Below are 22,404 nucleotides of genomic sequence, written 5' to 3' on the forward strand. Positions count from 1 at the left end.
TGCGAAGCTTGTTTTTCAGAAATAAAGAGGTTAGGATTTTATCTTCCCAACCTCTTACCATTATTTAGACAGACCTTCTGCAATCTTTTCTAAATTATATTTCATCATGCTGTAGTAGCTATCTCCTTCTTCTCCTTTTTCTGCAACAGAGTCAGTGAAGATTTTAGCGTAGATTGGGATATTAGTGTCTTTAGAAACAGTCTTCATCGGACGGTCGTCTACACTTGATTCCACAAAGAGAGATGGCACTTTCGTCTTGCGTAGTTTTTCAACCAAGCTTTTAATTTGGTCTGGAGTTCCTTCTTCTTCAGTGTTGATTTCCCAGATATAGGCTGATGGCACATTATAGGCCTTAGAGAAGTACTTGAAGCAACCTTCGCTGGTTACAATCATTTTCTTCTCTTCAGGAATGTTGTTGAATTTCTCTTTAGCTTCCTTGTCCAAAGCGCTCAATTTTTCCACATAAGCCTTAAGATTTTTCTCGTAAGTTTCTTTGTTAGCCGGATCCTTTTCAATCAAGCGCTTGGCAATGTTTTTCGCATAGATAATACCATTTTCCAAGTTAAGCCAAGCATGCGGATCTTCTTTTCCTTTTTCATTTTGGCCTTCAAGATAAATGACATCAACGCCTTCGCTGACAGCGTAGTAGTCCTTGTTTTCTTTTTTCTTAGCATTCTCTACCAATTTTGTGAACCAAGCATTGCCACCAGTTTCCAGGTTAATCCCATTGTAGAAAATGAGATCCGCTTGGGAAGTCTTTTTGACATCTTCAGGTAGAGGCTCGTATTCATGTGGGTCTTGGCCGACAGGTACGATACTGTGCAAATTGATCTTATCGCCAGCGATATTCTTTGTAATATCCGCAATAATCGAGTTGGTCGCAACAACATTCAATTTTGAAGAACCAGTCTCGGTACTGCTTTTTTGACTAGAGCAGGCTGCTAGGCCGACAAAAGCCAGCAAAAGCAGAACTAAGAAACGACATTTTTTCATTGGAAATCCTCCATAAATATATTATTTTACTTTTCTTTTTAAATACCGCTGTTTTGGTGCGATAAAAAATGAAACCAAAAAGATCAGGGCAGAGGTTAGAACGATACTAGAACCTGCTGCAACATTAAAACTATAACCGATGAAGAGGCCTAAAACAGATGCACCAGCCCCCAAGGCAGATGACAATAAAATCATGGTCTTGAGACTCTTGGCATAGAGATAGGCTGTCGCAGCTGGTGTAATCAGCATGGCCACAATCAGAATCGTTCCGACACTTTGCATAGCTGTGACAGAAACCAAAGTCAAGAGAATCATCAGCAAATAGTGGTAAAAATTAACCTTCATTCCCATAGCTTGGGCCAAAAGCGGGTCAAAGGACGTCAGCAAAAGTTGCTTGAAGAAAATACTAATGACCAGCAGCACCAAAATACCCACGCCAATACTAATCCACATATCAAGGTCTTGTACCGCCAAGATATTCCCAAAGAGAATATGGAAGAGGTCGGTCGAACTCTTGGCAACGCTAATCAAAATGATCCCCAGAGCCAGGAAGGAAGAAAAAGTAATTCCGATAGCCGTGTCACTTTTGATAATAGAATTGCCCTTGATATAAGTGATAATAATGGAAGCTAGTAAGCCAAAGGTAATGGCACCGATGAAGAAATTAATCCCCAAAATAAAAGACAGGGCCACACCGGGCAGCACCGCGTGAGAGATGGCATCCCCCATGAGCGACATGCCCCGTAGAATGATAAAGCATCCAACGGCACCGGCCACCACTCCAATCACAATGGCCGTAATCAAAGCATTTTGCAGGAAATGAAAGTCATGTAATCCTTGAATAAATTCCTGAATCATCCTAGGCACCTCCATTCATAAAGAGCTGAGAGCCATAGGTCTTCTGCATATTTTCTTTGGTGAAGGTGCTCTCAGTTGATCCGAAAGCGACAACTTTTTTATTAAGTAACAAGACTTGATCAAAATAAGCGACCACCTTGCTCAAGTCATGGTGGACAATCAAAATCGTCTTCCCAGCTTTTCTTAGCTGACGGAGTGTTTTCATAATAATCTCTTCACTGACCGAGTCAATCCCAACAAAAGGCTCATCTAGGAAGATATATTTTGCCTCCTGAACCAAGCAACGGGCAATCAAGACCCGCTGGAATTGCCCACCAGACAACTGGCTAATCTGCCGCTCAGCAAAATCTTCTAAACCAACGATTTTCAAAGCCCGAGCAACCTTTTCCCAGTCAGACGCTTTGAGGCGTTGAAAGAGCTTGATCTTAGGATACAGACCCAAAGACACACACTCCTTGACCTTGATCGGAAAATTATAATCAATGTGAATTTTCTGCTCTACATAAGCAATCTTGTTTAATTCCTGCTTCATGGGTTTTCTATCCAGAAAAGTCTGCCCCTCACTCTCAACAATTCCTAACATCCCTTTTATGAGAGTTGACTTCCCAGCCCCGTTTGGTCCAAGAATCCCTGTGATAGTCGGTCCTTTTATTGTTAAAGAAATTGGTTCTAAGGCCAGTTGTCCTTGATAACTGACACTTAAATTTTTCATTTCAATCATTGTTACACCTCTTTTGTTTTAATATACATTAAAATGAAAATTAAGTCAAGTTAATTTTAAAAAATCCTTAGAATCAATATAGGAAATATTTGAAAAAAGGAGCTAATTTTGATAAGGTTATATCAAAAGCATGAAAGTGAGAACAAGATGACACGTTTACAAGATGATTTTTATGATGCCATTAATGGTGAATGGGCCAAAACAGCGGTTATCCCAGATGACAAGCCTGTAACCGGCGGCTTCACAGATTTGTCAGATGAGATTGAAAAGCTGATGCTCTCCACTACTGATCAATGGTTGCGGGGTGAGGAAGTTCCTGATGATGCTATTTTGCAAAACTTTATCAAGTACCATCGTTTAGCAGCTGACCATGACAAGCGGGAAGCACTCGGTATCAAGCCTGTTTTGCCTTTGATTGCGGAATACCAAGCACTCAACTCATTTGCAGAATTTACCACAAAGATTGCCGAGTTTGAGCTGGCTGGCAAGCCCAATTTCTTTCCTTTTGGTGTAGCGCCTGACTTTATGGACGCCCGTATCAATGTCCTTTGGGCAGATGCGCCAGGTACTATCCTCCCAGACACAACCTACTATGCCGATGGGCATCCTCAAAAGGATAAGCTCTTGAAAAAATGGCGCGAATCTTCCGAAGCTTTGCTGCAAAAATTCGAATTTTCAGCAGAAGAAATCCAAGATTTGCTGGATAAGGTTTTAGAACTGGATGCTCGAATCGCCAAAGTCGTACTATCACGGGAGGAAAGTTCAGAATATGCCAAGCTTTACCACCCTTACAAGTGGGAAGATTTCAAATCCTTAGCACCGAATCTACCTTTAGATGCGATCTTCACCCAACTCATTGGGCAAATTCCTGACCAGATTATCGTACCAGAGGAGCGTTTCTGGCAGGCTGCCGACCAATTCTACTGCGAAGAGGCTTGGCCCCTGCTCAAGGCCGTGCTTATCTTTAACGCTATCGCGTCAGCTGAAGCCTACTTGACTGACGAAATCCGTGTCCTAGCAGGCGCTTACCGTCGCGCCCTATCTGGAACACCTCAGGCGCAAGACAAGAAAAAAGCTGCCTTTTACCTAGCTCAAGCGCCTTTCAATCAAGCCATCGGACTCTGGTATGCTGGACAAAAATTCTCCCCTGAAGCCAAGGCCGATGTGGAGCAAAAAGTAGCCAACATGATCCAAGTCTACAAGGAGCGCCTCGCCAGCAATGACTGGCTGACACCAGAAACTCGGGACAAGGCCATTGTCAAACTCAATGTCATCAAGCCTTATATCGGCTACCCGGAGGAGCTGCCTGAGCGCTATGCAGACAAGATTGTGGATGAAAATCTCAGCCTCTTCGAAAATGCTCAGAAGCTTCGACAAGTGGAAATCAAGCATGGTTGGAGCAAGTGGAACCAGCCAGTGGATTACAAAGAATGGGGAATGCCAGCCCATATGGTCAATGCCTACTACAATCCTCAGAAAAACCTGATTGTCTTTCCAGCGGCTATCCTGCAGGCACCATTCTATGACCTGCACCAGTCCTCTTCAGCCAATTATGGCGGAATCGGTGCGGTTATTGCCCATGAGATTTCTCATGCCTTTGATACCAACGGCGCTTCCTTTGATGAAAACGGCAGCCTCAACAACTGGTGGACGGAGCATGACTACCAAGCCTTTACTGAGCGGACTCAGAAAGTCATCGACCAGTTTGAAGGTCTAGATTCTTACGGTGCCAAGGTCAATGGTAAGCTGACCGTTTCAGAAAATGTAGCGGACTTGGGCGGTATTGCAGCGGCTCTTGAAGCAGCCAAGAAAGAAGCTGATTTCTCTGCGGAGGAATTCTTCACCAACTTTGCCCGCATCTGGCGGATGAAGGGACGCGAAGAGTACATGAAGCTTCTAGCCAGCGTCGATGTCCATGCGCCCGCTAAACTTCGGACAAATGTCCAGCTACCTAACTTTGACGACTTCTTTACGACCTTTGATGTCCAAGAAGGAGACGGCATGTGGCGGAGTCCAGAAGAGCGCGTAGTGATTTGGTAAAGGACTTCAATCATATTTAATCAATTAAAAAACCTGCTCAGGAAGGCATTAGATCCTTCCCGAACAGGTTTTTATAGTTCTTTGATTTCTTTCATATAGCCGGCCGTGATGATACCAGCGGGCAGAGCCACAATGGCGATTCCTAAAAAGGAGGAAATCATAGTGATAATTTTTCCAGTCGTTGAAACTGCATAAATATCACCATAACCAACTGTCGTCAGGGAAATGGTTGCCCAGTAGAGGGCGTCAAAAAAGGTAGGAAATGTGCTGGGCTCGACATTAAAAATGATAAGGGCAGAGATGAAGATATAGCCAAGAGCCAAAAGACCCACGATAATTAAACTGTCCTTCTGCTTTTTTAAGACATTGGTCAATATTTGAACATTCTTAGAATAGCGAATAAACTTAAAGACCCGCAAGATACGAAGCATGCGCAAAATCTTAAAAAGCCGCAAACTATTATTTAACAAAAAGAGGGAAGGCAATATGCAGAGCAAATCAGCCAACGCCAAAAAGGTAAAAGGATAGAGGAAAAAAGAAAGCTTACCTTTTTCCAATTTATAATCGGCCGTTAGAAGCCGAAGAAGATAGTCAATAATAAAAATAATCGTTGACACAAAATCCAACCACATGAAGATTCCTGTGTGACTTTTGGTGGTCAGGGGGATCAGGCTGACAATAATAGTCAGGAACATAAGTACATCATAGGATTTTTCAATCGTATTTTCCTTTTGATGGGGCTCAATAATCTGAAATAAAGTCTTTCTTGCCATCCTCAACCTCACTTTTTTAAACTTGCTTTCATTCTATCTATTTTTAAAAACAAGTCAAGGTCGATCAGTAAAGATTTTATTCATTCTCCTTCGTCGGTTGCTTTCAAAATCCCTTGAAAATGGTATAATAGATAGAAACGTGTCTAGAACACAGAAAAGATCGTTGGAGAGTAAATGATTATGGCAACTTACAATCACAAAGAAATCGAGCCCAAGTGGCAGAAATACTGGGCTGAGCACCATACATTCAAGACAGGTACGGACAAGGACAAGCCTAACTTTTATGCGCTGGATATGTTTCCTTATCCATCAGGAGCTGGTCTGCACGTAGGACACCCTGAAGGCTACACAGCGACGGATATCCTCAGCCGCTACAAGCGCGCGCAAGGCTATAATGTCCTTCATCCTATGGGCTGGGATGCCTTTGGTCTGCCAGCTGAGCAATATGCTATGGATACAGGGAATGACCCAGCTGACTTTACAGCAGAAAACATCGCCAACTTCAAACGCCAAATCAATGCGCTTGGTTTTTCTTACGACTGGGATCGGGAAGTCAACACCACTGATCCTAACTACTACAAGTGGACCCAGTGGATTTTCACCAAGCTCTACGAAAAAGGCTTGGCTTATGAAGCTGAAGTGCCAGTAAACTGGGTTGAAGAGCTGGGAACGGCTATCGCCAATGAGGAAGTCCTGCCAGACGGCACTTCTGAGCGCGGTGGTTATCCAGTCGTCCGCAAGCCTATGCGTCAGTGGATGCTGAAAATCACAGCTTATGCAGAACGTTTGCTCAATGACTTGGAGGAGCTGGACTGGCCAGAGTCTATCAAGGATATGCAGCGCAACTGGATCGGTAAATCCACCGGTGCCAATGTAACTTTCAAGATTAAGGACACAGACAAGGACTTCACTGTCTTTACCACTCGTCCGGACACCCTTTTTGGTGCGACCTATGCTGTTTTGGCCCCAGAGCATGCTCTCGTCGATGCCATTACAAGTGCCGAACAAGCCCAAGCAGTTGCAGACTACAAACACGCAGCCAGCCTCAAATCAGACCTGGCTCGGACTGATCTAGCTAAGGATAAGACTGGTGTCTGGACAGGAGCTTATGCCATCAATCCTGTCAATGGCAAGGAAATCCCAATCTGGATTGCCGACTATGTGCTTGCAAGCTATGGAACAGGGGCTATCATGGCCGTTCCTGCGCACGATGAGCGCGACTGGGAGTTTGCTAAGCAGTTTGACTTGGAGATTATTCCAGTTCTAGAGGGTGGCAATGTTGTTGAAGCTGCTTATACAGAAGACGGTCCGCACATTAACTCTGGCTTCCTAGATGGCTTGGACAAGGCTACCGCTATTGACAAGATGGTTGCTTGGCTGGAAGCGGAAGGTGTCGGAAATGAAAAAGTCACCTATCGCCTACGCGACTGGCTCTTTAGCCGTCAGCGCTACTGGGGTGAGCCGATTCCAATCATTCATTGGGAAGACGGGACTTCAACAGCTGTTCCTGAAAATGAACTTCCACTCGTCCTGCCTGTAACCAAGGACATTCGTCCTTCTGGTACTGGTGAAAGCCCTCTAGCCAATCTGACTGACTGGCTGGCAGTGACTCGGGAAGATGGTGTCAAAGGACGCCGCGAAACCAACACCATGCCTCAATGGGCTGGGTCTAGCTGGTATTACCTGCGTTATATTGACCCGCATAACAACGAGAAATTAGCAGACGAAGACTTGCTCAAGGCATGGCTACCAGTTGATATTTACATCGGAGGTGCAGAACATGCCGTGCTCCACCTCCTCTACGCTCGCTTCTGGCATAAATTCCTTTATGACCTCGGTGTCGTTCCAACCAAAGAGCCATTCCAAAAACTCTTTAACCAAGGGATGATTCTGGGGACTAGCTACCGTGACCACCGTGGTGCTCTTGTAGCGACAGACAAGGTAGAAAAACGTGATGGTTCTTTCTTCAACATCGAAACGGGAGAAGAACTGGAGCAGGCGCCTGCTAAGATGTCTAAATCTCTGAAGAATGTGGTCAATCCAGACGATGTAGTGGAGCAATATGGTGCCGATACACTGCGTGTCTATGAAATGTTCATGGGGCCGCTGGATGCATCCATCGCTTGGAGCGAGGAAGGTCTGGAAGGCAGCCGCAAGTTCCTAGATCGGGTCTATCGTCTTCTTAACTCTAAGGAGCTGGTCTCTGAAAATAGTGGTGCTCTCGACAAGGTATACAACGAAACAGTCAAGGCTGTTACAGAGCAGATTGAGGAGCTCAAGTTTAACACAGCCATTGCCCAGCTCATGATCTTTGTTAATGCAGCCAACAAAGAAGAAAAACTCTATGTCGAATATGCTAAAGGTCTCATTCAATTGCTTGCGCCTTTTGCACCGCACTTGGCTGAAGAACTCTGGCAGGCTATAGCTCAAACAGGCGAGAGCATTTCCTACGTAGCTTGGCCAACTTATGACGAAAGCAAACTGGTTGAAGCAGAGGTTGAAATCGTCGTTCAAATCAAGGGTAAAGTCCGTGCTAAGCTAATCGTAGCTAAGGACCTGAGCCGTGAGGAATTGCAAGAAATCGCTCTGGCAGATGAGAAAATCAAGTCTGAAATCGCCGAAAAAGAAGTCGTAAAAGTCATTACCGTGCCTAATAAACTGGTTAATATCGTAGTAAAATAAGCAGTTTGGTGCAACATTATAGTGATTATAAAAAAGAGAGTGGGACAGAAATCGGTAATTCGTTAGAATTCGATTTCGTCGTCCCACCTCCGCACAGTTGAGTAGGGCTGTAAAAGCTGATGAAATCAGCGTAGTAGAGCCCACTCAACCACTGCGTCTTACTCGACAATCCAAAGACAATTGAGAGGCTAGGACTTTTGTCCCACTCTCTTTTTTGATAGAAATTTTCCCTTAAATCGTCGGACTTTTCTCATTTTCCGACTTTCACTTGCTATCGTCAGTCTTTTTATTTTTAATGATTATAAATAAAAAGAAAAGTTTCAGAATGGAAGAACATAAGATTGATAAAAATTTTAGTGGCCGCCTGAATATTTTGCGGGCGGGAGTTTTGGGAGCTAACGACGGTATTATTTCTATCGCAGGGGTGGTCATCGGGGTAGCCAGTGCGACAGAAGATGTTTGGATTATCTTTCTATCTGGTCTGGCTGCTGTATTTGCAGGTGCCTTTTCTATGGCAGGTGGGGAGTACGTATCCGTCTCCACTCAGAAGGACACTGAGGAGGCTGCAGTGGCTAGAGAACGAGAACTCTTGGAAAAGAACCCAGATATTGCCAGACAGTCCCTCCACGCCTCCTACGTCCAAAACGGTGAGTGCGAGACTTCTGCCCAACTCTTGACCAATCGCGCCTTCTTACGGGATCCGCTCAAGGCCTTGGTCGAGGAAAAGTATGGCATTGAGGTCGAAGAGTTCACCAATCCTTGGCACGCAGCCATATCCAGCTTTCTAGCCTTTGCCATAGGTGCAATTTCCCCTATGCTGACCATCGTTCTGCTTCCGGCTGCCTATCGGATTCCAGCGACCGTCCTTGTTGTAGCTCTTTCCCTCTTGGGAACCGGCTATACCAGTGCAAAATTAGGACAGGCACCCATTAAAAATGCTATGATCCGTAACCTCACTATCGGACTTTTGACCATGGCTGTCACCTATCTCGTAGGCCAGTTCTTCTCAATTCAAAAGAAGAACTATTCAACCTAGCATAACAAAAAAGATTGAAAAGAAATCATTTTCTCTTCAATCTTTTTCTATTTTAGACTTAGATTAGTTTTGGCCAAGAGCAGCTGCCATTGTTGCTGCAACTTCTGATTCGAAGTCGTTAGCTGCTTTTTCAATACCTTCACCAACTTCAAAGCGAACAAACTCAACTACTGAAGCATTCACTGATTCAAGGTAAGCTTCAACTGTCTTGCTGTCATCCATGATGTACACTTGTGCAAGAAGTGTGTAAGCTTGGTCAACTTTAGTGTTGTCAAGCAAGAAGCGATCCATTTTACCTGGGATAATCTTGTCCCAGATCTTTTCTGGTTTGCCTTCAGCAGCCAACTCAGCTTTGATGTCAGCTTCAGCTTGTGCAATCACTTCGTCAGTCAACTGAGCTTTTGAACCATATTTCAAGTGTGGAAGTGCTGGCTTGTCAACCATAGCGCGGCTTTCATTGTCTTGATCGATAGCGTGGTTCAATTGTGCCAATTCATCTTTAACAAATTGCTCATCCAATTCTTTGTATGAAAGAACAGTTGGTTTCATCGCAGCAATGTGCATAGAAATTTGTTTAGCAAGAGCGTCATCGCCACCGTCAATCACTGAAACAACACCGATACGGCCACCGTTGTGTTGGTAAGCACCGAAGTGTTGAGCATCAGTCTTTTCAACCAAAGCAAAACGACGGAATGAGATTTTTTCTCCGATAGTTGCAGTTGCAGATACGTATGCAGCTTCAAGAGTTTCACCTGAAGGCATTGTCAATGCAAATGCTTCTTCGTTGTTAGCTGGCTTGCCTTCTGCGATTACTTTTGCAGTAGCATTTACCAATTCAACGAATTGAGCGTTTTTCGCAACAAAGTCAGTTTCAGCGTTGACTTCAACGATAGCTGCAACGTTACCATCCACGTAAACGCCTGTCAAACCTTCAGCAGCAACACGATCAGCCTTCTTAGCTGCTTTTGCCATACCTTTTTCGCGAAGCAATTCAATCGCTTTTTCGATATCACCATCTGTTTCAACCAATGCTTTCTTAGCGTCCATGACACCAGCACCAGATTTTTCGCGCAATTCTTTTACAAGCTTAGCTGTAATTTCTGCCATTTTTCTTCTCCTATGTTTACTATTTTTAAATAAAGGGGCCGGGCTGAGCCCCGCCCCTTTAGGTTAATTGACTTATGAAAATTATGCGTTGTCGCCTTCTACAACTTCAACGATTTCTTCGATTGAGTCTGCTTTAGTTTCAGTTGCAGCAAATTCTGCTTCAACAGTCGCTACAGCGTCCTCACCTTGACGACCTTCGATAACAGCGTCAGCCATTTTCGCAGTGATCAATTTAACGGCACGGATTGCGTCGTCGTTAGCAGGGATAATCACATCGATATCGTCTGGATCAGTGTTTGTGTCAACCATCGCAACTACTGGAATACCAAGTTTCTTAGCTTCCTTAACAGCGATTTGCTCTTTATGAGGGTCAACGATGTACATTACATCTGGGATGCGAGGCATATCTTCGATACCACCCAAGAATTTTTCAAGACGAGCACGTTGTTTGTTCAAAAGTGCTACTTCTTTCTTAGGAAGAACTTCGAAGATTCCTTCTTCTTCCATACGTTTGATTTCTTTCAAACGAGCAACACGTTTTTGGATAGTTGTCCAGTTTGTAAGAGTTCCACCCAACCAACGGTGGTTGATGTAGTATTGACCAGCACGTTCTGCTTCTTCTTTTACAGCTTCAGCAGCTTGCTTTTTAGTACCAACAAACAAGATAACTGCATCGTTTGCAGCTGCATCACGCATGAAGTCATAAGCTTGATCTGCGTATTTTACAGTTTGTTGAAGGTCGATAACGTGGATACCGTTACGCTCAGTGAAGATGTACTTAGCCATCTTAGGGTTCCAGCGACGAGTTTGGTGACCAAAGTGAACACCAGCCTCAAGAAGTTGTTTCATTGAAATTACTGCCATGAGTAAATTCTCCTTTTTGTTTTTTTCCTCTCTTAGATTTCAGCTCGCAGAGCTACCAATCGGCAACGGCTCCACAATTCATCTAAAATGAGTATTTCTGCCGTTTAAACGGCATCTACTATCATATCAAATTTTCTAGCTTTTGACAAGTCTTTGGGCAGTATTTTCTCGCTTTGATTCAGCCCATCTGCTAGCCATCCTTCAAGAAATTCTCACTTAAGTCGGGTCAGGCTCTTGACGAACAGGCCATTTTAAGGTAAAATAGTAAGAGTTGTGGCGGTATAGCCAAGTGGTAAGGCACGGCTCTGCAAAAGCTTGATCGTCGGTTCAAATCCGTCTACCGCCTTTTTTATCGGTTTAAATCCGACTTTATACTAACCAAAAGCCTGGAAAATCAGGCTTTTTTGATTTTCTGTTAGGTTAAATCAGACTAACTTTTAAAATATTTTGGGGCAGATTTGGGGCAAAAACAGACCGACATCACTGCTAACAAAAAAGAGCGGAAAATGCTTTCCGACTCCTTTTAATGCATTCAAAAATTATAATTCAGCAATTTGGCTCAGGTTGACTTCGGCCACCGTGTCATTTCCAAACATAGAGATAATCATCTTGACCTTATTATTGTCAATTTCTGTGATTTTACCAGTATAGTTAGCGAAGGCACCGTCAATGATGCGAACTGTATCGCCCACCTTAACATCCAAATCAAATTCTTGAACCGTTTGTCCCATAGAAATCAGAATGCTGCGGATTTCTTCCTCCAAGAGCGGAGTTGGTTTCGAACGGTTTCCGTGTGAACCCACAAATCCAGTTACGTTTGGCGTATTCCGCACGACAAACCAAGCTTCGTCCGTCATGACCATCTCAACCAATACATAACCTGGGAAGCGGTTTTCTTCGACTTCCTTGCTCTTGCCGTTTTTCTCTACTTGTACGGTCTGAGTTGGAATTTCCACGCGCAGGATATTCTCCAGCATATTATAGGTCTGGGCACGTTGCAAGAGATTTTCCTTTACCTTATTTTCATAGCCTGAGTAGGTTTGCAGTACAAACCAGCCTTTATCAAAACTGTCCATGTTTTGTCCTTTCCTAAATAAAAAAGCCTAGGGCTTCTGCTTGATATCTAGCCTTATTATACCATAAAATCTAAAATTACAAAGCATTTTGGTAAATATTTTAACAGACAAATGAGAGTGGGACAGAAATCGGTAATTCGTTAGAATTCGATTTCGTCGTCTCACCTCCGCACAGTTGAGTAGGACTGTAAAAGCTGATGAAATCAGCGTAGTAGAGCCCACTCAACCACTGCGTCTTGCTCGACAATCCAAAGACAATTGAGAGGCTAGGACTTTTGTCCCAGCCTCATCTTTCTTATGAAAACATGTTGATTATGCGGAAGAGACCGCTGGCAACTACCTTATCAAAAATATAGATGACAACAGCAAAGAATGCTGTGTATTCCATTACGGAAAGGAAATCAGTCCATCTTTCTTTACGGGTAGGCCAAGTTGTATCTCGTAGCAAAACGAAAACATCTTTAATGAATTTCACAACTATCTCCTATCTGGTTTCTTTATGCAGCGTATATTTACTGCAGTGTTTACAATATTTATTCACTTCTAGACGCGTAGGTTTTGGAGTGCTACTAAGTTTGATTGAGTAGTTTCGCGACCCACAAACTGTACACGCTAGACTCGCTTTTTTTAATGCCATGACGCCTCCATTCCCCTTATTATAGCAGTTTTCTACTTCTTTGACAAGCTGTTTAGACGATTAATGGAACCACCCAGTAATGGTATCCCATAGATTTTTGGCTTTTTCAGTAATCCCAGACTCATCGATAGCTTTCTTGGCATTATCTACCAGGTTTTGCGCCCGCTCCTGGACATCTTTCAGGAAGTCTTTATTTTCGCTAGTCGTATTCGTTTGACCAGTTCCGTAGGTATCGACTGGGGAAATCCCATTTTCAGCATAAGCATTTTTCTCGCCAGAGAAGGAGGTTCCTTCCGTATAAGGCAAGATGGTGTTGGCTACATTACGGAAAATAGCCGAAGCTTCATTGGCACTTGTACCAGTCAGATAGTGAGTTTCATCCGTCTTAGGGAAGCCCAGCCATTGGCTGATAACCACATCCGGTGTGTAGCCGATGACCCACTGGTCTCCTGACAGATCAGGGTTAAAGTCAGTCTCTGTTGTTCCTGTCTTTCCAGCCATTGTATAGCCATACGGAGCCGCATAAACTCCCGTTCCGTTTGAGAAAGTTCCCAGCATCATACTGGTCATCTTTTCTGTGGTTGAGCGATTGAGAACGCGGGTAGAAGTCTGCCGGTGGGTTTTGACAACCTGACCACTAGCATTTTCTATCTTGGTGATAAGATGGGCGTCATTCATAACTCCATCATTCGCAAAGACTGAATAGGCTTGAGCCATCTGAAGTGGATTGGTCGTCACGCCGCTTCCCAGAGCCACACCTAGATTCTGTTCTACCTTATCCATATTAAGGCCAAACTTTTTGCCGTACTCAAAGGCCTTGTTCACGCCTAGTTCATCCACTGTTGAAACCGCGGGAATATTGAGGGATTCAGCCAAGGCTTGATACATTGGAACCGTCGGTGAACTTTGAATATTGCCATAGTTATTAACTTTATAATCACCAAAAACTGTCCGACTATTATCTAGTTCCTTATCCGTTGACCAACCGGCTGCTATAGCTGGGCTGTAGGCCACCAAAGGCTTGATGGTTGAGCCTGGACTACGAGCAGACTGAGTCGCGTAGTTGAAAGTCCGAAAAGCAGAGCCATCAGCACTGTTGACACGGCCAACCAGAGCCCGAACACCACCCGTCTTAGGATCCAGCGCTACGCTTCCTGACTCGGCCCGCGTCCCGTCTTCAGCCTGCGGGAAGAGATCGACATTGCTATAAATAACCTGCATGCTAGCTTGATAATTTTGGTCCAATTCGGTGTAAATCCGATAGCCGTTGTTGACGATTTCTTCTTCCGTCAGACCGTAATCATTGACCGCTTCATTGATAACCGCATCAAAATAAGATGGGTAGCGATAGTCCTCTGACTTACCTTCGTAGGCATCGACTAGCTGGCCTCCAATGCCAACCGTCGCAGCCTGATCCGCCGTCGCCTGATCAATGTAACCTGCAGCTACCATATTTTGAAGAACGGTGTCACGACGGTTGGTCGCATTTTCGACTGAATACAGGGGATTATATAGTTCTGGTCCTTTGAGCATACCAGCTAGAACCGCTGATTGATCCAAACTAAGCTGGCTGGCAGATACACCAAAATATTTCTTGCTGGCATCTTCCACGCCCCAAACCCCATTTCCAAAATAAGAATTGTTGAGGTACATGGTCAGGATTTCCTGCTTGCTGTACTTTTTGTTAATTTCTAAAGCTAGGAAAAATTCCTTGGCCTTGCGCTCAATGGTCTGATCCTGAGAAAGATAGGCATTCTTGGCCAGCTGCTGCGTGATGGTCGAACCACCACCCGAACGCCCCGCAGTCAAAATAGCTAAAAAGAAGCGACTGTAGTTAATCCCACCATTCTTATAAAAAGAACGGTCTTCTGTCGCAATCACAGCGTTCTGCAAGTCCTGACTAATCGCGTCTAATTCGACATAGGTTCCCTTTTGTCCAGACAAGCTACCCGCTTCGTTTCCATCCTTATCATAGATCAAGGTCGTGGCTTTCAGAGCATTCTGCAAGTCTTTGACATTGGTCGTCTTAGCTACATAAAAAAGATAGCCACCGACCACCAGACCAAAGGTCAGGCCAAGAATCAAGAATATCTTGGTCAGATGAAACCTGCGCCAAAAGCGGCGGAAGGGATGCTGAGACAGGGGCTTCTTCCGATTCTTACCAGACCGGCTATAGCTAGGTTCAGGCGTCTCGTCCTCCAGCTCCTCAGCAACCTTCTTCTCAGGCTGATCCGTTTTAAACAGATTGACTAATTTTTCAAATATATCATTTAATTTCTTCATAAAACATATTTTATCACCTTATCCATGCAGACACAAGGCACGACTCTGCTACTTTCTACTCCTTTTAGCTTTCTTTAAGGAAATAGCAGAGCTCCTTTCCTCTTTCCAACGAAGCATTTCCAAATGGGATAGTTTTTGCTACAATGAAAACATGAAATTTACTATTACCATCCCCGCAAGCCTGCCTCCGATGACCGTCAAAGAATTACTAGAAGACCAACTGCTCATTCCTCGCAAAATTCGCCACTTTCTCCGAACCAAGAAACACATTTTGGTTAACGGTGAGTCCATCCATTGGCAAACTTTGGTCAAGCCTGGTGACAGCATTCAACTAACTTTTGACAAAGAGGACTATCCAGAAAAAGAACTCCCCGCTGGCCAACCTCATCTGGTCGAGGAGCTCTATCAGGACGAGCATCTCATCATCGTCAACAAGCCAAACGGCATGAAAAGCCACGGCAATGAGCCGACAGAAGTCGCTCTGCTCAACCATGTGTCAAGCTATGTCGGACAAACCTGCTATGTCGTCCACCGGCTGGACAAAGAAACCAGTGGTGCCATCCTGTTTGCCAAAAATCCCTTTGTCCTCCCCATTCTCAACCGCCTCTTGGAAAACAAAGAAATCTACCGCGAATATTGGGCCCTTGCTCAAGGAAAATTTCCCAGCAAGACTATCGTTTATAAAGATAAAATTGGACGCGACCGCCATGACCGACGGAAACGCCTCGTTGATCCGAAAAAAGGCCTCTACGCTGAAACTCATGTGACCCGACTCAAGGACTTTGGCAACACGACTCTGGTCAAATGTCAATTGAAAACTGGACGGACTCACCAAATCCGCGTCCATCTTGCCCATCATGGCCATCCTATCGTCGGTGACCCCCTCTACCATCCTCAACCCCAAGGCCGCCTCATGCTCCATGCCCACCGCTTGACATTGACTCATCCATTTACCCTAGAAACCATCAGCGTGGAAGCACCGTCAGAGAGTTTTGAAGCAGAAATCAAACGGCACAAAAGCAAGGCTAAAAAAGGATAGCTTGCCTGATTTCCGAGGCTCCAAGGCTAGCACTCCACATCGACAACTAGCCACAATTCTTTCAAAAAACAGATTTTCCCCAAAAAGACGATTCCCTACCGGACATCGTCTTTTTCTTCTCCTCTATCTAGCAACTTAGCACGCCAGATACAAACAAGCATCTACCCGTTCTTTATAGGTCATCTACCTTGTGTCAAATTGATGTTCAGTCAATGCGTGATTATTAGCGCTGACTGGAACAAGGTCCTCTTCTCGCTTTGAATTATCCTATCTGATCAAAGAATAATCACAAAGTCACAAGAAAAAGCTCAGCTAGGCCGAGCTTTTTGATTATTGATTTTTAAAGCGTTCTACATCACGCGCAATGACTAACTCTTCATCTGTCGGGATAACCAGAACTCTGACTTTAGCAGCTTCTGTTGAAATATCTCCTGTAGCACCAAAGAAATTCTTCTCTGGATCGACATCGCAACCAAACCAAGAAATTCCTTCGATAACCATGCGACGGATAGTCACAGAGTTTTCACCGATACCAGCTGTAAAGATAATGGCGTCTGCTCCATTTAAAACAGCTAAATACTGACCAATGTATTTTTGAATGCGATCCACAAAAATTTCATTTGCCAATTGTGCCTTTTCATCACCCGCACGCATAGCTTCGTGAATATCGCGCATATCACTTGATTTCTCTGAAACACCCAACAGTCCAGATTCACGGTTCAGAATTCGACTGATATCTTCTGGCGTGTTAAAGTCATCTGTATGTTGCATCAAGTATGGAATAATCGCTGGATCGATGTCACCCGTACGTGTTCCCATCATAACCCCACCAAGAGGAGTGAAGCCCATAGAAGTATCCACTGAGCGCCCCTTATCAACTGCTGTGATAGAAGCACCGTTTCCGATGTGGCAAGTGATGAGTTTCAATTCTTCAATCGGTTTACCCAAAAGTTTGGCAGCTTCGTGGGCTACATACTCATGGCTGGTTCCATGTGCTCCGTATTTACGAACCTTATTTTCAGTGTAATACTTGGTTGGCAATGGATAGCGATAAGCCTTTTCTGGCATAGTTGTGTGGAAAGATGTATCAAAAACAGCCACACTGGTAATGTCTGGAAGAAGTTGCTTGAAAGCACGGATACCGTCAGCATTGGCAGGATTGTGCAAAGGAGCTAGCAGAGACAACTCTTCAATCTTTTTCAACACATCGTCAGTCACAAGAGCTGATTCTTTGAAATACTCGCCTCCAGCTACGACACGGTGCCCAACACCTGTGATTTCATCATAAGATTGAATAATTTCAAACCGTTTCAAATCATCCAATAAAATTTTCACAGCTTGTGTATGGTCAGCAATATCTAAGGTTTGACGTTCAGAACGACCATCAAATTTAACCGTAGAGATTGAATCTTTGAGACCAATCCGCTCAATCAAACCTTTAGCCAGCACCTTTTCTTCTGGCATTGAATAAAGTTGCCATTTTACACTCGAACTTCCAGCATTGATAGAAATAGTTTTTGACATCTCGTCACCTCTTTAAGCGTTTTCAAACTATTATATCAAAAATTTGTTTGAATTTCACTAACTTTGACCCAGTTTTGAAAACTTTCACGAAACTTTAAGATTTCATCCTGACTTTGCAAGTCCTGCAAAGGGTAGATAAACGGCTGAATGTCTGATTCGCCTTGTTTTCTCAGGACAAGTATCGTCTTAGCATTCTGTCGGCTCGCGAAAATCTTCTCTGGTAGGGAAATCATTGCCAAGAGCTGGGCACTAGAAAGCAGCCATTTTTTCAGCAGATGACTTTGAGGGCTCGTCAGCAGATTATTTGGCGCGAGAAAGATAGCATAGCCCCCCGGTTTCAAATATTTTAACGATTGCTCCATCAAGAGATGATGGGCGTAAGTATGCTCGTCTGGACTGGCAACCTCATAACGAGCCGCCACGGCATCATCTGGATAATAGCCCACTGGCAAATCACTGACAATCAAGTCGCTTTCTTTCAGAACCTGAGGCCGCACCGCATCTCCTTGAGCAAAGTGTGCCTTAGAATTCATGACTTCGGCAATGCTGGCAGACAAATCAATCAGCAAGTCGTCAATTTCTAGGCCCAGATAATCCATGTTTTTTTGTGTGTGGTTGAGCAGAGTCTCCGCCAAATTGCCTGTTCCACTGCCAATCTCCAGCAAATCAATTCTCTCGTCTTGGACCAACTGGTCAATCAGAAAACTCAGCAAAAAGCCGACCGAATCCGGTGTGAACTGATGATTAGCTTGGAGTGGCTCTGTCTGAGAAGCCTTCATGAAAATAAACTGATAAGCCCGACGCCACTCCTCCTTGGTCAAATGCAGGGCACGAAGTTTCTCATTATTTTTCAGAATTTCTTGTAATTCTGTATCTCCGTCCAGATAAATTCCATTCTGCTCAATCAAGGCATCATAAAAATTAGTCCCCAGCACATTTTGGATATTTTGCACGTTTTCTAAAAGTAGATGAAAAGCTCGTTCTATTTTTTCAAATTTCATGGCATCCTCCGTTGTCTTATGATACCAAAAAGAAGCCCTCTTTCCAAGGGCTATCGGATTACAAATCTTTTACATTTATATTAGTTGCTTCTCTTGTCAGTTGAAGGAGAGGGCGCTTTAGTTTTTTTAGTATCTTTGGAGTCTTTAGCTTCTTTGTCCTTCTTCTCTGGCTCCTTTTTGCTCTCAAAATAGAAAGAATAGCTCTTCTGATTGGCGAGTTGGCTACTGACTTCCAGCATATTTCCCTGCCTGCGATAATGGGTGCTCCCTTGGTCGAAGACTAATTGCCCGCTCTCCTCTGTGGCAGTCTCCTTGGTCAAAACAGCCAAGGCATAGGCTTCTGTCCGCTCCCGATTGGCTTGAAAGAGGCGCTGATTGGCCACCTGCCGGTTCAGATAAAATTGCAAGAGCAAGCTGAAGACCGCTGCCATGAAGAGGGCATAGAGCAAAATGCCTGCCTTAACTTTTATCTTGAACACGATAGATGTACTCTCTTTCTAAATTATTTTCAAACCGGAAGCGAAAGCGAACAAGGTTCCCCTCCTGACTGATCGGAGCAGCCTTGAGCCCATAGACCATGGGCTGATAGCCACGTCCCGAAGCATCTGTCTTGCGGAAATCATCACTCCGAGATTTGCCCAAAGCTATATTTTTGCCATCCTGTTTGACATAGATTTTGTCGTTTTCGACTCGGTCAAATTGGCTGCGCGATAGCTCCGTCTCCAACTGATCGACAAATAAGAGCCATTCCTGCTGCTTATTTTCCTGTTGATGTCGCAGTTCAAAAGCCAGAAGCTTGGTCATCGACTGAAAGACTAACATGCCACCGCTCAAGACCAACAGGGCGACTAGAGTCTCCAAAAGTGTAAAAGCTTTGATTTTAACGTTTTTTAACACTGAGCACCTTCTCTTCTTGGTGATAGACTATTAATTGCTGGTCGGTCTTGATCTGGCGGACTGTAATGCCGTTGACCGTCAGATTTTCCTGCCCCGTCTGCATGGCCATCCGAGCAACCCGTAAGACTTCCTCCTCCTGCAATAAGCGAATCTGTTCCTGCCGCGACTGACTAATCTGCCCAAGCAGGAGGCTGGCAATAGCCGCAAAAACCGCCATTGCCACCAAGGCCTCCAGCAAAATGCTAGCCTTCATTCGTCGTCTTTTTAAATTTTCCATTACCCATATAAAGCTGGTAAACAACCTTTTTATCCTCCGTTTGAAAAACAATCTTGCTGAGCGAAGAATTCCCGCCAGCCTGGTCAAACTGAATGGTCTGAGGAGCATGTTCCTGCAAGGTCTTAGGAAATTCTACTTGCTGATAGCCGTTGGAGATGTTGCGCTCCGAAATGGTCAATTTGATTTTTTCATGTCCAGCCATACTTAGCTTTTGGCTCTCCTGATAAAGATGCTCAAATTCCATGAAAAACAGCTGTTCCTGCACTTGATTGAAACCAGCCTGAACAGAGCCAGATAAACCTAATAAAATGAAACTGACCACAAATAAAGCCAGGAGGCTTTCCAGTAGTGTAAAAGCCTTAATCCGCAACTGCACGAGGTTCACTGCTGTTTTTTCCATAGTAAGCCTTATAGGATGCTACCTGCTTATCGGTAATCCGACCATCCGCAACCAATTTCCCCAGAGTGGCTTTTTCATTAACATTCTTCAATTCATAAAGCTCAGCCTGACTTTCCACGACCTTGACTACAGCCGCGTTACCGCTTTCTGAGATAGTATCCTTTTGCTTAGTCAAATTCGGGACAAACAAGAGCATCAAGACGCTGATGATAAGAAGGACGACTAACATTTCCACCAGAGTGAAGGCTTTAACCTTCAAAGTTTTTAATTTTTTCATAATTGAATCTCCATATTTTGATAAATTGGCAGCAACATAGCTGCATAAAGTAAAACGATCACGAGGGCGACAAAGACAAAGACGAGAGGCTGAATCAAATTCATGGCACGATTGATTCTCAGGAAAAACTCTTCCCAAGTCTTTTCGGCATACAATTCCAATTCGTCACCCAACTTGGACTTGACCTCGCCGTATTCAATGATTAAGGCCAACTCTTTCTTAAAGAAGGGATAGGTGCCGACCTTCTCGGCGTAGCCCTGACCTGCACCTAAGGCCGTCTCCAAGTCTCGTCCCAGCTCCTGAAAGAGCTGAGAAGGCTGGTCCTGCATGATAAGAAAGATCTGGCTTAATTCCAGCCCTTGCCCAATCATATTTCCCCATTCACGCGCATAGTAGGCCGTCAGATAGGCCCGCACTAAGGCACCAACAAAAGGAAACTTGGCCAAACGGCTGAAAAACCTCATTTTAGAGCTCTTGCGATAATAGAACCAACCACCGCAAATCAGTAAGCAAATCACCAGAACGCCTCCCAGAAAGATCTGCGGTAGATAATGAATGAACTGAGTGGCCATATTTTGACTGTCCAGCTGAGGCAGGAGATAATTACGCAAGCCCAGCATAATCAGTACTAAAAACCCAAGCAGCATCAGGGGATAAGTCCCCACCTCAATCAATTTCTTACGGATTTTCGAAAGATTTTCTAAATAATCTTCGATTTTACCCAAACTAAGATTTAGGTTTCCATGCAACTCTGACAAAGATAGCTGGGTGACCACATTATCTGAAAATCCTAAACGCTTCATAATCTGGGAAAATGACTGGCCAGCAGCCAAACCCGAACGCATTTCCATGACATAGGCCTCTTCTAAAAGGGCACTCCGCCGCAGAAAATCAACAATCTCCGCCAGATGAAAACCGCTGGTAAAGAGATTACGAAACAGCTCGATAATCTTCTTTTGCTTAGGCGTAGATAATTTTTTCCGCCTGCCTTTGATCATCTGTGATATATCCATCTGCAAAAAGCTGGTCAATCTGCTGGTTCCAGAGACTGGCTTCGTGCTGTTGATAGTCTTGGTTGACAAAGTCGATCACACCTCCTCCCCCGATTAAACGCTGGTAACAAACGCCCTGTAATACCATGCGCAGTTCGTCCTCACTGACACCCAGCTCTAGCAGCCGCTCATACACTCCACGAATGCTCTTAGCATGGATGGTTGAAAAGACCGTGGCTCCTGTCAAACTAGCCCTTACCACCGCACGAGCTGTTTCTTGGTCGCGGATTTCCCCGATAATCAAGAGATCCGGCCTGTGGCGCAGAGACAGCTTGATGAGGCTGTCATAGGTCATGCCGATGGTTTCATTCAGCTGAAGCTGGAGCATGTTTTCCTGCTTGATTTCCACAGGGTCTTCGATAGACATGACCTGTTGTTGGCCAAATCTCATCTGAGCCAGCTGGTGCATCAGCGTCGTCTTTCCACTACCAACTGGTCCTGAAAACAGATAAAGGCCGCGAGAATTTACTTTTTTACGAAGATCAGGCAGATTGTCAAACCAGAAACGCAGCTCACGCTCCTCATCATGTAAGAGCCGAATCACCAAGCTCTCATAGCCACGGTAATCGCCGACAGTTGATAGACGAAGCGAGACCGTCACATCTCCACAATCATAATCGCAGGAGCCTAGCTGGCTGCGCCTCTTCTCCCCGACATTCATGCCTGAGACAAACTTAAAATGGCTGATGACTGACGATAATAAATCAAAATCATATGTCTGAATGAAGCGCCGCTCATCACCCACCCGCATATAAAGCTCATAGCAGGTGCTCTTGGGAATCAGATAGACATCTTGAGCTGCTTCCTGCCTGGCCAATTGAATCATTTCCTTTGCAATTTTTTGAACCATAAGTCCTCCTCACCTTA

23 protein-coding genes and 1 tRNA gene are annotated in these 22,404 nt (G+C 44.4%); 5 read left to right on the forward strand and 19 right to left on the reverse strand.

Annotation, left to right across the window (positions count from 1 at the left end; genetic code table 11):
• Window positions 1-60 precede the first annotated feature (60 nt).
• From scbA to D8793_RS01270, 3 genes are read right to left on the reverse strand one after another with little or no spacing between them, the layout of a single operon-like run.
• On the reverse strand, window positions 61-993 hold the full coding sequence (gene scbA / locus D8793_RS01260) for a metal ABC transporter substrate-binding lipoprotein/adhesin ScbA (RefSeq protein ID WP_125370871.1): 933 nt from the start codon (window positions 991-993) through the stop codon (window positions 61-63).
• A 21-nt stretch (window positions 994-1,014) separates the two neighbouring features.
• The gene (locus D8793_RS01265) at window positions 1,015-1,851 is read right to left on the reverse strand and encodes a metal ABC transporter permease (RefSeq protein WP_045504337.1); all 837 of its coding nucleotides are present in this window, start codon (window positions 1,849-1,851) and stop codon (window positions 1,015-1,017) included.
• Between the two features lies 1 nt (window position 1,852).
• Complete coding sequence (locus tag D8793_RS01270) at window positions 1,853-2,572, reverse strand: metal ABC transporter ATP-binding protein (RefSeq protein ID WP_125370870.1); 720 nt, start codon at window positions 2,570-2,572, stop codon at window positions 1,853-1,855.
• A 147-nt stretch (window positions 2,573-2,719) separates the two neighbouring features.
• Between D8793_RS01270 and D8793_RS01275 the strand changes: the two genes are divergently transcribed.
• Window positions 2,720-4,612 carry a M13 family metallopeptidase gene (locus D8793_RS01275; protein WP_125370869.1) on the forward strand — a complete coding sequence of 631 codons (1,893 nt, stop codon included), beginning with the start codon at window positions 2,720-2,722 and terminating at the stop codon, window positions 4,610-4,612.
• 71 nt (window positions 4,613-4,683) lie between these two features.
• Here the strand turns inward: D8793_RS01275 and D8793_RS01280 are convergent, their stop codons facing one another.
• Window positions 4,684-5,385, reverse strand: a complete 702-nt coding sequence (locus tag D8793_RS01280) for an ion transporter (RefSeq protein ID WP_125370868.1) — start codon at window positions 5,383-5,385, stop codon at window positions 4,684-4,686.
• Between the two features lie 180 nt (window positions 5,386-5,565).
• Between D8793_RS01280 and leuS the strand changes: the two genes are divergently transcribed.
• Together leuS and D8793_RS01295 are read left to right on the forward strand one after the other, a co-directional pair.
• The gene (leuS, locus tag D8793_RS01285) at window positions 5,566-8,067 is read left to right on the forward strand and encodes a leucine--tRNA ligase (RefSeq protein WP_125370931.1); all 2,502 of its coding nucleotides are present in this window, start codon (window positions 5,566-5,568) and stop codon (window positions 8,065-8,067) included.
• A gap of 325 nt (window positions 8,068-8,392) precedes the next feature.
• The gene (locus tag D8793_RS01295; protein WP_125370867.1) at window positions 8,393-9,103 is read left to right on the forward strand and encodes a VIT1/CCC1 transporter family protein; all 711 of its coding nucleotides are present in this window, start codon (window positions 8,393-8,395) and stop codon (window positions 9,101-9,103) included.
• Window positions 9,104-9,166: 63 nt separating this feature from the next.
• Here D8793_RS01295 and tsf read toward each other — a convergent pair whose 3' ends face one another.
• Both tsf and rpsB read right to left on the reverse strand, forming a co-directional pair.
• A complete protein-coding gene (tsf, locus tag D8793_RS01300; protein WP_005591546.1) occupies window positions 9,167-10,210 on the reverse strand; it encodes a translation elongation factor Ts in 1,044 nt (347 codons plus the stop codon).
• 81 nt (window positions 10,211-10,291) lie between these two features.
• Window positions 10,292-11,074, reverse strand: coding sequence for a 30S ribosomal protein S2 (rpsB, locus tag D8793_RS01305; RefSeq protein WP_125370866.1), 783 nt, complete (start codon window positions 11,072-11,074; stop codon window positions 10,292-10,294).
• Window positions 11,075-11,349: 275 nt separating this feature from the next.
• Between rpsB and D8793_RS01310 the strand changes: the two genes are divergently transcribed.
• Window positions 11,350-11,420: transfer RNA gene (locus tag D8793_RS01310), tRNA-Cys, on the forward strand.
• Window positions 11,421-11,613: 193 nt separating this feature from the next.
• Here D8793_RS01310 and nusG read toward each other — a convergent pair.
• The 4 genes from nusG to pbp2a form a co-directional block, all read right to left on the reverse strand.
• Window positions 11,614-12,150: a transcription termination/antitermination protein NusG gene (gene nusG, locus D8793_RS01315; RefSeq protein WP_005591544.1), complete on the reverse strand. Its 537-nt coding sequence runs from the start codon at window positions 12,148-12,150 to the stop codon at window positions 11,614-11,616.
• Between the two features lie 295 nt (window positions 12,151-12,445).
• Complete coding sequence (gene secE / locus D8793_RS01325; RefSeq protein WP_005592084.1) at window positions 12,446-12,625, reverse strand: preprotein translocase subunit SecE; 180 nt, start codon at window positions 12,623-12,625, stop codon at window positions 12,446-12,448.
• 9 nt (window positions 12,626-12,634) lie between these two features.
• On the reverse strand, window positions 12,635-12,787 hold the full coding sequence (gene rpmG / locus D8793_RS01330) for a 50S ribosomal protein L33 (RefSeq protein ID WP_015605910.1): 153 nt from the start codon (window positions 12,785-12,787) through the stop codon (window positions 12,635-12,637).
• A gap of 60 nt (window positions 12,788-12,847) precedes the next feature.
• Window positions 12,848-15,070 (reverse strand): penicillin-binding protein PBP2A, encoded by a 2,223-nt coding sequence (pbp2a, locus tag D8793_RS01335; RefSeq protein WP_125370865.1) that lies wholly within the window; start codon window positions 15,068-15,070, stop codon window positions 12,848-12,850.
• A 151-nt stretch (window positions 15,071-15,221) separates the two neighbouring features.
• Between pbp2a and D8793_RS01340 the strand changes: the two genes are divergently transcribed.
• A complete protein-coding gene (locus D8793_RS01340) occupies window positions 15,222-16,109 on the forward strand; it encodes an RluA family pseudouridine synthase (protein ID WP_125370864.1) in 888 nt (295 codons plus the stop codon).
• A gap of 330 nt (window positions 16,110-16,439) precedes the next feature.
• Here the strand turns inward: D8793_RS01340 and D8793_RS01345 are convergent, their stop codons facing one another.
• The 9 genes from D8793_RS01345 to comGA all read right to left on the reverse strand — a co-directional run bounded on the left by D8793_RS01345 (window position 16,440) and on the right by comGA (window position 22,387).
• Complete coding sequence (locus D8793_RS01345) at window positions 16,440-17,633, reverse strand: acetate kinase (RefSeq protein ID WP_125370863.1); 1,194 nt, start codon at window positions 17,631-17,633, stop codon at window positions 16,440-16,442.
• 35 nt (window positions 17,634-17,668) lie between these two features.
• On the reverse strand, window positions 17,669-18,634 hold the full coding sequence (locus tag D8793_RS01350) for a class I SAM-dependent methyltransferase (protein ID WP_125370862.1): 966 nt from the start codon (window positions 18,632-18,634) through the stop codon (window positions 17,669-17,671).
• A gap of 80 nt (window positions 18,635-18,714) precedes the next feature.
• Window positions 18,715-19,113 carry a competence type IV pilus minor pilin ComGG gene (gene comGG, locus D8793_RS01355; RefSeq protein WP_125370861.1) on the reverse strand — a complete coding sequence of 133 codons (399 nt, stop codon included), beginning with the start codon at window positions 19,111-19,113 and terminating at the stop codon, window positions 18,715-18,717.
• On the reverse strand, window positions 19,094-19,531 hold the full coding sequence (gene comGF, locus D8793_RS01360) for a competence type IV pilus minor pilin ComGF (protein ID WP_125370860.1): 438 nt from the start codon (window positions 19,529-19,531) through the stop codon (window positions 19,094-19,096). The genes comGG and comGF overlap by 20 nt, the downstream gene beginning before the upstream one ends.
• Complete coding sequence (comGE, locus tag D8793_RS01365) at window positions 19,515-19,808, reverse strand: competence type IV pilus minor pilin ComGE (RefSeq protein WP_185761010.1); 294 nt, start codon at window positions 19,806-19,808, stop codon at window positions 19,515-19,517. Before comGE ends, comGF begins: the two co-directional genes overlap by 17 nt.
• Window positions 19,774-20,208 carry a competence type IV pilus minor pilin ComGD gene (comGD, locus tag D8793_RS01370; protein ID WP_125370858.1) on the reverse strand — a complete coding sequence of 145 codons (435 nt, stop codon included), beginning with the start codon at window positions 20,206-20,208 and terminating at the stop codon, window positions 19,774-19,776. The genes comGE and comGD overlap by 35 nt, the downstream gene beginning before the upstream one ends.
• Window positions 20,168-20,485 (reverse strand): competence type IV pilus major pilin ComGC, encoded by a 318-nt coding sequence (gene comGC / locus D8793_RS01375; protein WP_125370857.1) that lies wholly within the window; start codon window positions 20,483-20,485, stop codon window positions 20,168-20,170. The genes comGD and comGC overlap by 41 nt, the downstream gene beginning before the upstream one ends.
• Window positions 20,482-21,498, reverse strand: a complete 1,017-nt coding sequence (gene comGB / locus D8793_RS01380; protein WP_260471073.1) for a competence type IV pilus assembly protein ComGB — start codon at window positions 21,496-21,498, stop codon at window positions 20,482-20,484. Before comGB ends, comGC begins: the two co-directional genes overlap by 4 nt.
• On the reverse strand, window positions 21,446-22,387 hold the full coding sequence (gene comGA / locus D8793_RS01385) for a competence type IV pilus ATPase ComGA (protein WP_125370856.1): 942 nt from the start codon (window positions 22,385-22,387) through the stop codon (window positions 21,446-21,448). Before comGA ends, comGB begins: the two co-directional genes overlap by 53 nt.
• Window positions 22,388-22,404: the final 17 nt, after the last annotated feature.

Origin of the sequence: Streptococcus cristatus (genome assembly GCF_003943465.1) — a bacterium.
GTDB classification, from domain to species: Bacteria; Bacillota; Bacilli; order Lactobacillales; family Streptococcaceae; genus Streptococcus; species Streptococcus cristatus_C.